This window comes from Streptococcus pseudoporcinus LQ 940-04 (assembly GCF_000188035.1).
In the GTDB taxonomy this organism is placed as follows: domain Bacteria; phylum Bacillota; class Bacilli; order Lactobacillales; family Streptococcaceae; genus Streptococcus; species Streptococcus pseudoporcinus.
In genome coordinates this window covers 969,497-984,731 of the sequence record NZ_AEUY02000005.1, presented here as the reverse complement: position 1 = coordinate 984,731, position 15,235 = coordinate 969,497, and the positions used below count along the sequence as shown (strand labels likewise).

13 protein-coding genes are annotated in these 15,235 nt (G+C 38.7%); 4 read left to right on the top strand and 9 right to left on the bottom strand.

Annotated features, from left to right (window positions below; translation table 11 throughout):
* Window positions 1-128: 128 nt before the first annotated feature.
* Entirely contained in the window at window positions 129-1,091 is a 963-nt protein-coding gene (locus tag STRPS_RS06165; RefSeq protein ID WP_007892160.1) for a 3-hydroxyacyl-CoA dehydrogenase, read from the top strand.
* Between the two features lie 718 nt (window positions 1,092-1,809).
* Window positions 1,810-2,070, top strand: a complete 261-nt coding sequence (locus STRPS_RS06160) for a metal-sensitive transcriptional regulator (protein ID WP_007892095.1) — start codon at window positions 1,810-1,812, stop codon at window positions 2,068-2,070.
* A 34-nt stretch (window positions 2,071-2,104) separates the two neighbouring features.
* On the opposite strand, the gene STRPS_RS06155 is transcribed toward STRPS_RS06160, so the two are convergent.
* The 3 genes from STRPS_RS06155 to STRPS_RS06145 form a co-directional block, all read right to left on the bottom strand.
* The gene (locus tag STRPS_RS06155) at window positions 2,105-2,653 is read right to left on the bottom strand and encodes a cysteine hydrolase family protein (protein ID WP_007892122.1); all 549 of its coding nucleotides are present in this window, start codon (window positions 2,651-2,653) and stop codon (window positions 2,105-2,107) included.
* Window positions 2,654-2,657: 4 nt separating this feature from the next.
* Window positions 2,658-3,440: a GTP-sensing pleiotropic transcriptional regulator CodY gene (codY, locus tag STRPS_RS06150; protein WP_007892088.1), complete on the bottom strand. Its 783-nt coding sequence runs from the start codon at window positions 3,438-3,440 to the stop codon at window positions 2,658-2,660.
* 192 nt (window positions 3,441-3,632) lie between these two features.
* Window positions 3,633-4,847 (bottom strand): pyridoxal phosphate-dependent aminotransferase, encoded by a 1,215-nt coding sequence (locus STRPS_RS06145; protein WP_007892125.1) that lies wholly within the window; start codon window positions 4,845-4,847, stop codon window positions 3,633-3,635.
* Between the two features lie 196 nt (window positions 4,848-5,043).
* On the opposite strand from STRPS_RS06145, the gene STRPS_RS06140 reads away from it, so the two are divergent.
* Entirely contained in the window at window positions 5,044-5,496 is a 453-nt protein-coding gene (locus tag STRPS_RS06140; protein ID WP_007892092.1) for a universal stress protein, read from the top strand.
* Between the two features lie 37 nt (window positions 5,497-5,533).
* On the opposite strand, the gene STRPS_RS06135 is transcribed toward STRPS_RS06140, so the two are convergent.
* Entirely contained in the window at window positions 5,534-6,922 is a 1,389-nt protein-coding gene (locus tag STRPS_RS06135) for a Cof-type HAD-IIB family hydrolase (RefSeq protein ID WP_007892183.1), read from the bottom strand.
* 70 nt (window positions 6,923-6,992) lie between these two features.
* Here STRPS_RS06135 and STRPS_RS06130 point away from each other — a divergent pair, with 70 nt between their 5' ends.
* The gene (locus STRPS_RS06130) at window positions 6,993-7,955 is read left to right on the top strand and encodes an asparaginase (RefSeq protein ID WP_007892084.1); all 963 of its coding nucleotides are present in this window, start codon (window positions 6,993-6,995) and stop codon (window positions 7,953-7,955) included.
* Between the two features lie 44 nt (window positions 7,956-7,999).
* Here STRPS_RS06130 and STRPS_RS06125 read toward each other — a convergent pair whose 3' ends face one another.
* From STRPS_RS06125 to secA, 5 genes are all read right to left on the bottom strand, one after another.
* A complete protein-coding gene (locus STRPS_RS06125; protein ID WP_007892142.1) occupies window positions 8,000-8,917 on the bottom strand; it encodes an aldo/keto reductase in 918 nt (305 codons plus the stop codon).
* 90 nt (window positions 8,918-9,007) lie between these two features.
* Window positions 9,008-11,023, bottom strand: a complete 2,016-nt coding sequence (gene recG / locus STRPS_RS06120) for an ATP-dependent DNA helicase RecG (protein WP_007892188.1) — start codon at window positions 11,021-11,023, stop codon at window positions 9,008-9,010.
* Window positions 11,024-11,090: 67 nt separating this feature from the next.
* Window positions 11,091-12,197: an alanine racemase gene (alr, locus tag STRPS_RS06115; protein WP_007892134.1), complete on the bottom strand. Its 1,107-nt coding sequence runs from the start codon at window positions 12,195-12,197 to the stop codon at window positions 11,091-11,093.
* The gene (gene acpS, locus STRPS_RS06110; RefSeq protein WP_007892099.1) at window positions 12,197-12,550 is read right to left on the bottom strand and encodes a holo-ACP synthase; all 354 of its coding nucleotides are present in this window, start codon (window positions 12,548-12,550) and stop codon (window positions 12,197-12,199) included. Before acpS ends, alr begins: the two co-directional genes overlap by 1 nt.
* Window positions 12,551-12,661: 111 nt before the next feature.
* Window positions 12,662-15,196 carry a preprotein translocase subunit SecA gene (secA, locus tag STRPS_RS06105; RefSeq protein WP_007892110.1) on the bottom strand — a complete coding sequence of 845 codons (2,535 nt, stop codon included), beginning with the start codon at window positions 15,194-15,196 and terminating at the stop codon, window positions 12,662-12,664.
* Between the last annotated feature and the right edge of the window lie 39 nt (window positions 15,197-15,235).

Here is a 15,235-nt window from a genome sequence, read left to right as displayed (position 1 = left end):
ATTTTTTAAAATTCAAGCTTAAAATTGAAAAATAGACGTAGTAGTGTCTGCTATTTGCTTGTTATTTTAACTTTTATCTGATAGAATGCACCTGTAAACGTTTACAAATATATTTGGAGGTGTTTTTTATGACAATTAAACGAGTTACAGTCGCTGGTAGCGGGGTCTTAGGTAGCCAAATCGCTTTCCAAACAGCTTATAAAGGCTTTGACGTGACCATCTATGATATTGATGAACAGGCTATAGAGCATGGTAAATCGAAGATTAAACACCTAGCTTCTCTCTATAGAGATGAAATACTGGTAGCTAAAAACAATTATAGTGAAAAAGTCCAAACTCTCTCCTATAATAAAAATTTACTCCCTAAATTGGATAATGTCTTCTTGGAAAAAGTAAACCAATCACTTGAATTGGTTAAAGAGCTCCCTCATAAGATTCACTTCTCAACAGATTTAGCAAAGGCTGTCAAAGAGGCTGATCTCGTCATCGAAGCCGTTCCTGAACAAGTTGGGATTAAAAAAGACTTTTATCAAAAACTAAGTCACCTTGCTCCTAAAGAAACTATTTTTGCAACTAACTCTTCCACACTGCTACCAAGTGAATTTGCACAAGCCACCGGTCGTCCCGAACAGTTCATTGCTCTTCATTTTGCTAATAATATCTGGCAAAATAACATTGTTGAAATTATGGGGCATGATCATACAAGTTCAGAAACTCATCAAACTGTCTTGGATTTTGCCCAACAAATTGGCATGGTCCCCCTAGAACTCAAGCATGAACAACCAGGTTACGTTCTAAACTCAATACTTGTGCCATTTTTAGAGTCTGCTTTAACACTTTACTACAAGAAAGTTGCCGACTCAAAAACTATTGACCAAGCTTGGAAGTTAGGCACTGGAGCTCCTTACGGACCGTTAGAAATTTTGGATATCATAGGTATTGAAACAGCCTATAATATTCTCAAAAATTATGCTGATACTACTGAAAATCCAGACAGTTTACATGCGCATTTAGCAAAAATGTTAAAAGAAGAATTCATTGATAAAGGTTACCTTGGTAAGGTCGCAGGCCATGGCTTTTATTCCTATTAGTTAAACATCAGCAGTATCTTCGCAAAAAGCAAGTCCATATTCCCACATTGTCAGGTCAACAAATTAAAAAGCTGTCTATTTCAAATAAAATAGACAGCTTTTAATTTTCTAGTAGCCATAGGCAATCAGCCATCCTACCTTCACTAACAAGGCCACAAAAAACTCACAAACACGTTGAGAGCGACCACCAGACTTAACAAATAATATAGACAATCTTATCTTTTGCAAGAGACTGATTATAATGATCCAATTGACTTAAGAGAGACTGACAGCACTTGGGATATTGCCTAAAGCAATTTCTTTCTTCTTTCTAGCATTACTCACTTCAATCAATCTCACCGCTAATTAGTCTGCTAAGGCCTTAATACTCTCGGTTTTCATCATCACTCCTTTTTTAGTCATAACTTCCCTAAAGAGCGTAGCCTTTATTCAACTTAAGAATAGTAAAATCCAATTGCTTGATAATAGGTTAAGAAATAGCTCCAATCTCAAAGCACTAGTGCAGACAATGGTCTTTATAAGGCGATTACATAAAAGATTAGCCCTCCCTAAACTTGGTAAAACGATAATACCCAGTACCAGTAGCTCTTTTATATACCATGCATGGTATATAAATAATAATAGCCATCCCTTGATTGAGCAACCAAAGCCAATGCACTTAGAAAGGATTGACAAAGACTATTTGACCACGTATAATGACTAGAGAAATGAGGTGTATATGAGGTCGGAGAGAAAAGACATTATTAATAGATTGAAACGTACAGAGGGACAGATTCGAGGCGTCCAAAAAATGATTGAAGATGAGAAATCGTGTTTCGAAATTATTACCCAGTTAACTGCTATCAGATCTAGTATCAATAGTACCATGGGAGTTATTATCGGGAATAGAATCACGCAAGTTATCGAAAACCCAGCAGATGATCCTGAACTTCAAGAAGAACGCATTAACCAAGCAATCAATTTGATTATCAAAAAATAAAGACATGATTATCATCACGTCTTTTTTTAGTCTTCTATATTATCTTAGCTCCTAGGACTTGTTCAAAATGTTCCAGTGCCCAGACTTTACTTTCCTCTGTCAGGCTAGCCACAGCCAATGATGGAACCACAAGCTGATAACCTAAATTATAGGCATCAATGGCAGTATGTAAGACACAAGTGTCTGCTAGAACTCCAGTTAGAATTAATGTATCTACCTTCCGTTCTCGTAGACGAATATCCAAATCTGTACCAGAAAATGCAGAATAATGTCTCTTATCTAACCAAAATACTTTTGAATCAGCCTTAATTTCTTGATAATAGGACCCCAACAAACCATAGAGGTTACGTCCCTTTGTCCCCTTAAGATTATGCGGCGGAAAGAGCCTATTTTCAGGATGAAAAGGGTCAACTGCGTCATGGCAATCGATAGCGAAGAAAACATAGTCCCCCTCTTCAAAAGCCCTCTTAGTGACCTGAAAAATTCTTTCTGAAATAGCTTGTGCAGCCTTTCCCGCGGTTAACTTACCGTCATTAGCTACAAAATCGTAAGTGTAATCAATTGAAATTAAAGCCTTTGTCATTTTATTAGATTTCCTTTAGTTTTTCGAAGATACCTTCGTTGATAACTTTAAGATAAGTACCTTTCATTCCTAAAGAACGGCTTTCAATAATACCCGCGCTCTCCAATTTACGCAGTGCATTAACAATTACTGAACGGGTAATGCCGATACGATCAGCAATAACTGAAGCAGTTAAACGGCCTTCATTTCCATCTAGTTCTCCTAAAATAGCCGCTACAGCTTTCATTTCTGAGTATGACAAAGTATTCATTGCCATATTAACGGCTGTCTGTTTACGAATTGTCTCCTCCAAATTCTCAGTTTGGAGATTCAACAATTGAATACCTACTACGGTACTCGAAATTTCAATCAGAATCAAATCATCATCATTAAATTTCTTATCATTACGCCAAATGATTAATGATCCTAGGCGCATACCACCTCCGTAAATCGGGGCAATAGTTGTTAAACCTTCTGGATAGGTCTCCTTGGATTCAATAGGGAAGATGGTTAATTCATTATCGATTGGCAAGTTAGCCTCAGTATCATAAACTCGGCTAGCCGCTTTAACGTAGGATTCTGGGAATTGCTGAGCTTCAAAAAACTCCTCAACGCGGTCATTGTTGGTTTTGTACTTCATAGCATACCCCAAAAGGGTACCACCACCATTTATGATACAGGCATTACAGTCAATGATATCCGCTAATCGGGAAGCCATAATATTGTATGGTAATTCAGCATCAAGACTGTCTACGGAACGTTGAAGGATTGAGGTAATTTTACGAGTTTTTTCTAATAAGTTGGGCATAAGTCACCTATTTCTTTTGATATATTTCGTCTCAATTATACCAAAGGGTCTTTGTTTTAGCAAGAAATTATCAGAAAATTTTTTATTATTTCTACAATTCTTGTACTGACGTACTTCCAACTGATTTTACCCATTGATTAGATCTTAAAGTAATTGGTCATTAACGATAATTAATCCAATATGAGAATTGAATTAGCGTTTGTACTGTTGCAGAACCCGCGTAATTTTAGCTTGAACGTCTGCTAACTCTTCCACTCTAGGAAGATAAACGATACGAAAATGATCAGGTTCCTTCCAGTTAAACCCACGACCATGTACCAACATGACTTTCTCTTGTTTTAGTAAATCCAACACAAATTGTTCATCATCATCAATCCGATACATGTGACGATCAATTTTAGGGAAAATATAAAGTCCCGCTTTTGGTTTGACAGCTGAAAGTCCTGGAATACTATTTATGGCTTCATATATGAAATTACGTTGCTCATAAATACGACCTCCAGGCAATAATAATTCATCTACTGATTGATGACCACCTAGAGAAGTTTGAACCACTTGTTGAGCTAAAACATTTGAACAAAGACGCATGTTGGCTAACATAGTGATTCCTTCAATATAGCCTCGCACATGTTCTTTAGGGCCTGAAAGCACCATCCAACCAACGCGGAAGCCTGCAATTCGGTGAGACTTGGACAAGCCATTCATAGAAACACAGAAAACATCCGGAGCCAAGCTAGCGATGGCAACATGTTCTCCTCCATCCATGACTAATCGATCATAAATCTCATCGGCGAAAATAATCAATTGGTGTTCACGCGCGATAGCCACAATGTCTTCCAATAATTCTTTAGGATAGAGTGATCCGGTCGGATTATTAGGATTAATAACAACAATTGCTTTCGTTCGATCTGTAATTTTTGACTTTATATCATCTATATCAGGGTACCAATCGGCCTCTTCGTCACAAATATAATGACGAGCATGACCACCTGCAAGGCTGACACAAGCTGTCCAAAGTGGGTAGTCAGGCATTGGGACTAAAACTTCATCTCCATTATCTAGTAGAGCTTGTAGAGACATGGAGATTAATTCAGAAACCCCGTTTCCTAAATAAATATCGTTAATATCAAGATCTGGAAAATGTTTTAGTTGACAATACTGCATAATTGCCTTACGGGCAGAAAAAATACCTCGACTATCAGAATACCCTTCACTGTCTCGCGCATTCATAATTAAATCACGAATTACCTCATCAGGGGCTTCGAAACCAAAGGCTGCTGGGTTTCCAGTATTTAAACGCAGAATTTTTTCGCCATTAGCCATCATTCGTTCTGCTTCTTCTAAAACTGGACCACGGATATCATAAGCAACATGTTCTAATTTTGATGATTTCTCAAAAATTTTCATAACTTCTACCTCATACCTAACATTATAACAAAAAGTCAAAAAATTCAAGAATTTGCCAATACTTTTGAAGTGAAAAATGATACTAAAAATATTTCTGAAAAAACATTAACCGCTTTCAAATCATCCTTAAATGAGGTATAATAAAATAAGAGTAGATAGAAAACAGTAATCTTGTAATAAAAAGGAGGTCTTCTATATGATCCAAAAATATGAACACATTTTAGTTGCAGTTGATGGTTCTTTCGAGTCTGAGCTTGCCTTCAATAAAGGCGTCAATGTTGCTTTACGAAATCAAGCTGAGTTAATTCTCGCTCACGTTATTGATACTCGAGCTTTACAAAGTGTTGCTACTTTTGATACTTACATCTATGATAAGTTAGAGCAGGAAGCAAAAGAAGTGCTTGTTGATTTAGAAAAACAAGCCCGCGAGCGCGGAGTTACTAACGTCAAACAAGTTATTGAATTTGGTAATCCTAAAAACCTATTAGCACACGACATTCCCGAACAAGAAAAGGTTGACCTTATCATGGTTGGTGCAACTGGTTTAAATACCTTCGAACGTCTCCTCGTTGGCTCTTCTTCTGAGTACATTATGCGTCATGCTAAAGTCGATTTATTAGTTGTCAGAGATACTAATAAAACCTTATAAAATAAAGAACTTAAGTGGTTGTGACTACTTAAGTTCTTTATTTTTCTAAACGTTGTAAGGATTTTTGTAACTGTTTATCTAGCTCTTTTTTAATTGCTTTTTCCGGCGCATACTGTTCTTCCCAATTATCAGGTTTCAAAATTTTATGTGTTACTGGATCAAAATGGGCCTTCCCATCAGGGAATATTTTACCCATATTAGCTTCATGAACTGTTTCAAAAATTGGTTGTGGGTCAACTCCCATCAAAACAAAAGAGCCATAAGTGAAGTAAAGCAAATCCGTCAAGGCATCTACTTGCCCAACAAGTGGTGACTCATTGCTAGCCTTAGATTGTACTTTAATAGCAGCTTTATCAATTGCTGAGTGCATATCAATCAATGCTTGTGTAAATTTATTCTTGTCGCCTTGGCTAGTTGCATAGACAAATTCTACCAATTCTTCAATTTTGAAGTCTGCACGGTGGCTAGCATCTTTCAAGGTATAACCCTTAGGTGTTTCAATAGTATCGCCGTCCATCAAGCGGTGGAAATCTTTAACTTTATTAAAGTTATCATCACGACTTTTAAAGCTTTTTTCAACATCAAAATGAATGAGACCATAGTGAGCGAGTGCTTTTGAAATGCCTCCGTTATTGTTAGATGCTGTTACAAAACTAGCACCTGCTTTTAAGAGGTCGTCAGCATTCCCCATGGCGACACCGACACCGACACCATTTAGCATTTCAATGTCATTATCTGAATCACCAAAGGCCATAACTTCTGATAATTCGAAGCCGAACATCTCTCCAAGACGCTCAATCCCTTTAATCTTAGACTGGTCTAGAGAAATTAAATCGATCGAATAAGGACTACTTCTTGTGATTTTGACATGAGGAAACTTTTCCTTAATCTCAGCTGTTTCTTGAGCAGAGGCTACCATAACAATTTGATAGATTGGCTCTCGCATGATCGTTACTAAATTATTAAAGCTCTGTGGCTTCACGCGTCGGATAAGATTTTTAAAGCTACTCTCAACTGTTGTTACCATACCTCGAGGAACAATACTGGAAACCACTTGTCCAAATTGACTGGTTCCCATATCAATGATACGCGAACCAGCTAAACCTGAAGCCGTCCCTAACGAGACTTCTTTTTTCTTGTCACTCGCATAACGAATAACACGATAAATCAGAGATTTAGGTAATTGATTTTGATAGAGAATCTTGTCCCGAGTCAAGATGTATTGACCATTATAGGTAACCGCAAAATCAAGGCCAAAGTTTTCTAAAAAAGGCTGCACAAAACCAGGCCCTCGGCTAGTTGCCAGGCCTACCATTATACCTTGTTTTTTTAAACTTTGAATGGCTTGTTGTGTTGTTTTTTGAACATTTTTTCGGTCATTTAAAAGGGTACCATCAATGTCAAAAAAGACTGCTTTAATTGTCAAAACCTTTTTTACTCACTTCTATTTATGATAGAATAGATTATAACATATTTCGAAGGAAGAATGACAAATAATGAAACAAATTCTAGTATTGCACACTGGAGGAACAATTTCCATGCAAGCCGATGCAAGTGGAAATATTTCTCCTAATCAAATCAACCCTATGACTCAGGTCGGGTTAGAGTTAGAAAACATTCAATTAAGAGTCATTGACTTCTTCAATTTACCCAGTCCCCATATTACTCCCAAACATATGCTGGCACTCTATCACAAGATAAAAGAAGAAGCTGATAACTATGATGGTATCGTCATTACACATGGTACGGATACCCTAGAAGAAACAGCTTATTTCTTAGATACCATGGCACTCCCCGATCTCCCAGTTGTCATTACCGGCGCCATGCGGAGTTCAAACGAGGTTGGTAGTGACGGTATCTATAATTATCTAACAGCACTTCGAGTGGCTAGCCATGATAAAGCAAAAGGCAAGGGCGTTCTTGTTGTCATGAACGATGAAATCCATGCTGCAAAATATGTAACCAAAACCCACACCACAAATATCTCTACTTTTCAAACGCCTACCCACGGTCCCCTAGGAATTATCATGAAACAGGATCTGCTTTTTTTCAAAACAGCAGAGCCCCGTGTCCGATTTGATTTACAAACCATTACAGGTACTGTCCCTATTATTAAAGCCTACGCAGGAATGGGGGATGGCAGTATTTTGAGTTTATTAACTCCCGATAACATCCAAGGCCTTGTCATCGAAGCCCTTGGTGCAGGTAATATTCCACCTCATGCCGCGCCCGAAGTTGAAAAACTCATCGCTTGGGGGATTCCTGTCGTTCTCGTTTCTCGTTGCTTTAACGGGATAGCAGAGCCTGTCTACGCCTATCAAGGAGGGGGAACCATGCTACAACAAGCCGGAGTCATGTTTGTCAAAGAACTGAATGCCCCAAAAGCACGCCTCAAGCTTTTGATTGCCCTTAATGCTGGTTTAAAAGGCCAAGCATTAAAAGATTATATTGAAGGATAAAGCAAGTAAAAACCTAGCTAGTGGTAACTAGCTAGGCCTTTTTATTAGGGAAGTGAATTGCCTGCGCTTCTGTAGATATCATACCAGTCTGCACGAGAGAGGGTGATAGAATTAGCCTGAGCAATTTTTCTCAAACGGTCAGGATTCATAGAACCAACAATAGCTTGCATTTGGGCTGGGTGACGTAAAATCCATGCAATGATAATTGCTTCTGCACTAACCCGATACTGATCAGCCAGATTTGCTATTGTTTCATTTAATTCCTGATAATCAGGATTACCCGTAAAAAGTCCCTTATCTAAATCAATTTGGAAGGGTGACCAGGCTTGAATGGTCACTTTATTGAGACGACAATAGTCAACAAGACCGTTATCACGGTCAATACCTGCTTGATTACGCATATTAACATTTAAAGCGGAATCAAACATAGGGGTGTGGGCTGGTGACAGCTGCATTTGATTAACCACAAGCTTTTGATCCATGTAAGCTTGCAGTAATTCCATTTGGTAACGGTTTTGGTTACTAACTCCAAAATACCTGACTTTGCCAACTTTTTCCAACTCTGTAAAAGCTTCTGCAACTTCCTCTGGTTCCATTAAGATATCTGGTCGATGAAGAACCAAAAAATCCAAATAATCTGTTTCTAAACGCTTTAATATGCCGTCTACTGATGCCATAATATGGTCTTTTGAAAAGTCAAAGAAGCCTTTACGGATACCACATTTTGATTGTAGAAGGTAATCATCACGAGATAGGCCCAAATTCTTAGCTGCCTGAGCAAAACGAATTTCTGACTCCCCATTCCCATAGATATCGGCATGGTCAATAAAAGAAATCCCTTCATCTAAAGCCGTTCTAATGGTTTCTTCAGCTTGACTAAGGTCTAAAGCTGCCATTCGCATACAACCTAAGGCAATCCGAGAAGCTTCTACATCGGTTGTTCCTATAATTTGTTTTGCCATTCATCTCTCCTTTTTGTTCTCACGTTTTTATTATTGTAGCATTTTTCGCTATTGATTTCTGATGTTAGACAGAGGTTTCAGTTGTTATCTCTAATCAAAGACATCATTTTTGTTAAGATTCTTAACAATTTTATGCCATCTCTGGTCAGTCTGCCAATTGGCTTGACTAGCAATTTCACTAGCTACTCGGCGTGCCTCCTCAAGGATTGGATAGTCCTCTAGTAAATCAGCTGTTTTAAATTCTGGAATACCGGATTGCCTCGTTCCAAAGATTTCACCGGAACCCCGCATTTTTAAATCAGCTTCTGCAAGAACAAAACCATCACTAGTCTCCGTCATGATGCGCATACGCTCTTTGCCTGTCTCTGTTTTGGGATTAGCTACTAATAGAGCATAAGATTGTTTATGACCCCGTCCTACCCTTCCTCGTAGTTGGTGTAATTGACTCAAACCAAAGCGATCGGCATCCATGATAAGCATGATTGTGGCATTTGGCACATTAACACCAACCTCAATGACTGTTGTTGAAACCAATAGATCAATTTCTTGATTTTTAAAAGCTTGCATAATAGCATCTTTGTCTTCATTTTTCATTTTACCATGCATCAGGGCTATTCTTGCATCACCTTGAAAGTAGTTTTTTAACTCTTGTTCTAAAGCGACAGCATTTTTTAAATCTAATGCCTCTGACTCTTCAATCAAAGGTGAAATAACATAAACTTGGGCGCCTTTGGCAATCTCCTGGCGCATCCAAGTTAGAACATCATGGAGCTGCTGGTGCTTAACCCACCGGGTCACGATAGGTTTACGACCTGCTGGTAATTGATCAATTATGGAGACATCCATTTCACCATAAGCTGTGATGGCTAGCGTTCTTGGAATGGGTGTTGCTGTCATCATGAGAACATCGGGATTTTCACCTTTTTCGCGGAAAATACGTCGCTGTTTCACACCAAATCGATGCTGCTCATCAGTAATCACTAAACCAAGTTTATGGTACTGAACTGCATCCTGAATGAGAGCATGGGTCCCCACAATCATATCGACTGAACCATCCGCAATAGCGGCCAATGCACTTCGTTTAGCTGCTACTTTCATACCAGATTTTAGAATGGCAATTGAGAGTTCTGGAAAAAGATTTGTTAAACTCTGATAATGTTGCTCTGCTAAAATTTCCGTTGGTACCATTAGCGCGGACTGATAGCCTGCTGTATAGGTCGCATACATGGCTAAACTGGCAATGACTGTTTTACCTGATCCAACATCACCTTGCAAAAGACGGTTCATATGTTGACCACTAGCCATATCCTTCAAGATTTCTTCTAAACTGTTTAGTTGCGCTCCTGTTAAAGAAAATGGCAAGCCTGCAATAACTTGTTCTAAAGCTTTTTTGTCATAAGCTATCGCTAAACCGGCTGTTTCTGATTTATTAGCATGCTTAAGCACCTGTAATTGCATTTGGAAGTAGAAGAGTTCTTCAAACTTAATGCGACGAAGAGCCTGACGGTATTCTGGTAAATCCGCCGGAAAATGCATCGCCCGGATCGCTTCTTGTCTCCCCATCAATCGATATTTTTGAATCAAGAGTTCAGGAATATTTTCTTCTATTTCTGATAATAGGTTAGTATCAAAAGCTGATTTGATAGCTTTAATTAAAGCTGCTTGACTGACCCCCTGTACCACATGGTAAACCGGTTGTAAATCATCTTCAAGACTCATCAAGAACTTCATTCCTGTTACACTTGTCTTTTTTTGATCCCATTTACCAAAAACCGCTACTTCTTTACCCAATTCAACCTTATCAGCTAAGTAGGGTTGATTAAAAAAATTAATGGCTATTACTAAGTCACCTTGTTTAATTTTAAAACTTAAGCGATTGCGTTTAAAGCCATAATACTGAACAGTTGCAGGTGTCACAACTGTCCCCGTCAGTACAGCCTTTTCTCCATCTTGCAAATCAAAAACCGACTTACTCTTAAAATCTTCATAACGAAAAGGATAGTAAAGTAACAACTCTTCAATCGTGAAAATATTTAATTTTTGAAATTTTTCAGCTGATTTAGGGCCAAAACCTTTTAACTCCGAAAGTGGCGAATGTAAATGCATAGTTATACCTTCTATTTTAGTCAAAAAACTCTTGTAACCATTATACAAGAGTTTTATTTTTATTTCACTACTGATACTTTCTGGGAATACGATCACTTAAAAGGCAAAGAACTTCATAATTAATAGTACCCTTTTTTTCAGCTACATCTGTCGCTGTAATTTCCTGGTCGCCACTTGTCCCGATTAAGGTCACTAACTTCCCGATTTCATAAGTTTTTGGTAATCTGACCGTCATTTGGTCCATTGATACCCTTCCTATAATTTGACAAAATTGACCGTCAATCAGCACCTCAAAGCCCTGTAAGTCCCTTGTCCAACCATCTGCGTATCCAATAGGAATCGTACCAATACATTCATCTTCAGTAGCAGTATAGGTAGCCCCATAGCCAACAGTATCTCCGGCCTGAATTTCCTTAACATGCACCAGACGCGACCTTAATGATAAAGAAGGTTTCAAAGGATAAGGCAGCTTAAGATCAGAGCCACTCGGATTTAAACCATAGATGGCAATTCCTAGTCTAACAGCATTAAAAATCGTATCACTATGCCAAAGGCTTGTTGCTGAATTACTAGCATGAACCAAGTCAGGCTTATCAGTCAAACGACTAACTAAGTCTGTAAAGAAGTTTAATTGTGATTGAAACTTTGTCGTATCGGCTTCATCAGCTGTAGCAAAATGAGTGAAAATACCATCAACAGCGACCTTGGCTTGACGTAAACCAGCAATTAACTGATTGGCTTCAGCTAAGCTACGGACACCAATTCTCCCCATACCAGAGTCAACTTTGACATGGACATGCAAGTTAGTTAGGTCTTCACCAAGAAAGGCCTGTGCATCATCCAACCACTCTTGGCTAGCCACTGTTACAGTAATCTGATTTTCAATTGCTAAAAGTAAAGCATCAGCTAGTACTACACCTAAGACTAAAATTTCTTTACTAATCCCCGCCTGTCTGAGCTCCAAAGCCTCATCTAAGTTAGACACACAATAAGCATCCACTTCTTTATCAATAGCTTTAGAAACTTCCACTGCCCCATGACCATAAGCATCAGCTTTAACCACTGCATAGGTTTTTGTTCCTTTAGGGATATGCCCTTGTACAGCTTTAATATTATTTCGAATAGCTTCTAAATCAACAGTTGCCACTGTTGGACGATGTATACTTGAGATCATCACACTTCCTCCAATATCACACTTGCCTGTACAAAATCCCCACTATGAGAAATACTTAAAAAGCTTCTTCCTCTAAAAGGGGATTGGCTAAAGTAGGGCTTGCCTTTCTCATCTGAAGCCACTTCTATGTCTTGGAAACTTAGTTTCCCAATTCCCGATCCCATAGCTTTAGAGAAGGCTTCTTTGGCCGACCAGCGTCCAGCTAAATAGCTTATTTGTCTTTTACTGTTATAGGTCTCAAAAATCGCGAGTTCTCTCGGGGTTAAAACTTTCTGAGCAAATCTAGGGTTACGCTGGTAAACCCGCTCAATGGCTGAAATTTCTTGCAAATCAATGCCATGTCCAATAATCATTTTCTTACCTTAATCAATCATTATTTCTATCTCATTAGATTATAAAAGCCGATAAAGCCAAGCCTTAAGCTTAGCTTCATCATCATTATCAGAAAAAATCTAGGATTAAAATTAGCTATTAAAAGCTTTGCGACCATGACAATTTTTGAATTTCTTACCACAACCGCATGGACATGGATCATTCCGTTTGACGTGTGCGAAATCTTGAGAAGAATCCGTTATGCCAGTTGCAGATTGAGCAGAAATATTCTGAGTAGCAGTTGTTGTTGCATGCTGACTTGCACGTTCTCTTTCTTGTTCATGAATTTGTGCTTTCATCATAGTACGCATGACATCAAACTCAATAGCACCAATCATATCTTGGAACATCTTGAAACCTTCTGCTTGGTACTCAACAACTGGGTTGTTTTGGGCGTAACCACGTAAGCCAACAGAGTTACGTAGTTGATCTAAAGCATCAATATGTTCTGTCCACTTGTTATCAACAATCATTAACAGTAAGACTTTTTGAAATTCTAAAACGGCTTCTTGATCGTGTAACTTAGACATCTGACTGTCATAGATGTCAAGCGCACGCTCATACAATAACTCTTTAATCTGATCGTCTTTTAAATGACGGAGGTCTTTAGCAAAAATAGATTCTTCTGGGACAATATTTGTTCGTGCAAAAGCAACAATCGCATCAATCGCATCTTTACGATTACTGCGTGTATGAGCTTCAACTGTTCGTTTGATTGTCCGTTTAATCATAGCCTTAATTTCAGGCCCTAAATCACGGTTCGCTGTGATAACATCACGACGATTAGCATAAATGATTTCGCGTTGTTCCCGCATGACATCATCATATTGTAGAACTTGCTTACGAGTATCATAGTTATTTCCTTCGACACGTTTTTGAGCAGATTCTACTTGTCGTGCCAACATTCGTGATTTAATAACAGCGTCATCTTCTTCTACGCGCATTCTGTCCAAGAATGCTTTAATACGATCAGAGCCAAAACGCCTCATCAAGTCATCTTCTAAAGATAAGTAGAATTGTGATTCTCCTGGGTCTCCCTGACGACCAGAACGTCCACGCAACTGATTATCAATACGACGGCTTTCATGTCGTTCTGTACCAACTACACAAAGCCCGCCTAATTCACGAACACCTTCGCCAAGTTTGATGTCTGTACCACGACCAGCCATATTGGTTGCAATAGTAACTGCGCCGCGTTGTCCAGCATTCATGATAATTTGAGCTTCCTTGAAGTGGTTTTTAGCATTCAAAACTTCGTGAGGGACGCCTGCAGCGACCAACTGTTTTGAAATGTAATCACTGGTTTCGACAGCTACCGTACCAACTAAAACGGGTTGCCCTTTTTCATGGCGAGCCTTAACATCAGCAATAACCGCTTTAAATTTTGATTCTAAAGTTGGGTAAAGGAGATCTGTATGATCCAAACGTGCAACAGGTTTGTTGGTTGGGATTGGGATAATTCGCATGTTGTAAACTTCGCGAAACTCCTCTTCTTCCGTCTTGGCAGTACCTGTCATCCCTGCAAGCTTCTTATACATACGAAACATATTTTGGTAAGTGATTGAAGCGCTTGTTTTGGACTCTTCTTGGATACGAACGCCTTCTTTAGCTTCGATAGCTTGGTGTAAGCCATCAGAGAAACGACGTCCTTCCATGGTCCGACCTGTAAATTGGTCAACAATCAAGATTTCTCCATCTTCACTAACCACATAATCAATATCAAGTAGCATGATGTAATTAGCGCGAAGGGCATTATCAATAAAGTGAGTTAAAGCAACATTTTCAATATCGTAAAGATTATTTAAGTTGAAATAAGATTCCGCTTTATCAATTCCTGAATCATTAAGACCAATTGTTTTTGTTGGGACATCAATAATGTAGTCATCAGCATTTAGGGTTTTGACAAACATATCAGCACGCACGTACAATTGATTAGTTTCGGAACTAACGGCACCTGAAACAATCAAAGGAGTTCTAGCTTCGTCAATCAGGACAGAGTCAACCTCATCAACTAGAGCATAGTTCAATGGACGCTGAACCATGTCCTCTTGACGTACAACCATGTTGTCACGCAGGTAATCAAACCCAACTTCTGAGTTGGTTGAATAGGTAATATCACAAAGATAAGCTTCACGTTTTTCTGCTGGTGATTTAGCTGCTAAATTAATCCCTACAGAAAGACCAAGCCAACTATAAACCTCACCCATTTCAGTAGCATCGCGGGTTGAAAGGTATTCATTAACGGTAATAACGTGTACCCCTTCACCAGCAATGGCATTCAAATAAACAGGCATCGTTGCTGTTAATGTTTTACCTTCACCTGTTCGCATTTCAGGAACATCTCCATTATGAAGGACGATTCCCCCCATAATCTGAACACGGTAAGGGTATAAACCTAAAACACGTCTAGCAGCCTCACGTACAACTGCAAAAGCTTCGGGTAACAATTGTTCAAGGGTTTCCCCATTTTGATAACGTTCTTTAAATTCGGGTGTTTTTGCTTGTAAATCTTGGTCAGATAGTGCTTCCATCTGATCTGCGTAAGATTCAACTTTCTTTGCAATTTTTTCTAATTTTCTGAGTTCGCCTTTGTCATTTTCAATGACTTTGCGTAGAATATTGGCCATTCTAATTCCTTTCGATCATCTTATCAGTTCATTTTAACA

Coding starts and splice junctions, on each gene's coding strand:
- STRPS_RS06165 (WP_007892160.1), top strand. CDS start 129: ATGACAATTAAACGAGTTACAGTCGCTGGTAGCGGGGTCTTAGGTAGC.
- STRPS_RS06160 (WP_007892095.1), top strand. CDS start 1,810: ATGAGGTCGGAGAGAAAAGACATTATTAATAGATTGAAACGTACAGAG.
- STRPS_RS06155 (WP_007892122.1), bottom strand. CDS start 2,653: ATGACAAAGGCTTTAATTTCAATTGATTACACTTACGATTTTGTAGCT.
- codY (WP_007892088.1), bottom strand. CDS start 3,440: ATGCCCAACTTATTAGAAAAAACTCGTAAAATTACCTCAATCCTTCAA.
- STRPS_RS06145 (WP_007892125.1), bottom strand. CDS start 4,847: ATGAAAATTTTTGAGAAATCATCAAAATTAGAACATGTTGCTTATGAT.
- STRPS_RS06140 (WP_007892092.1), top strand. CDS start 5,044: ATGATCCAAAAATATGAACACATTTTAGTTGCAGTTGATGGTTCTTTC.
- STRPS_RS06130 (WP_007892084.1), top strand. CDS start 6,993: ATGAAACAAATTCTAGTATTGCACACTGGAGGAACAATTTCCATGCAA.
- STRPS_RS06125 (WP_007892142.1), bottom strand. CDS start 8,917: ATGGCAAAACAAATTATAGGAACAACCGATGTAGAAGCTTCTCGGATT.
- recG (WP_007892188.1), bottom strand. CDS start 11,023: ATGCATTTACATTCGCCACTTTCGGAGTTAAAAGGTTTTGGCCCTAAA.
- alr (WP_007892134.1), bottom strand. CDS start 12,197: ATGATCTCAAGTATACATCGTCCAACAGTGGCAACTGTTGATTTAGAA.
- acpS (WP_007892099.1), bottom strand. CDS start 12,550: ATGATTATTGGACATGGCATTGATTTGCAAGAAATTTCAGCCATTGAG.
- secA (WP_007892110.1), bottom strand. CDS start 15,196: ATGGCCAATATTCTACGCAAAGTCATTGAAAATGACAAAGGCGAACTC.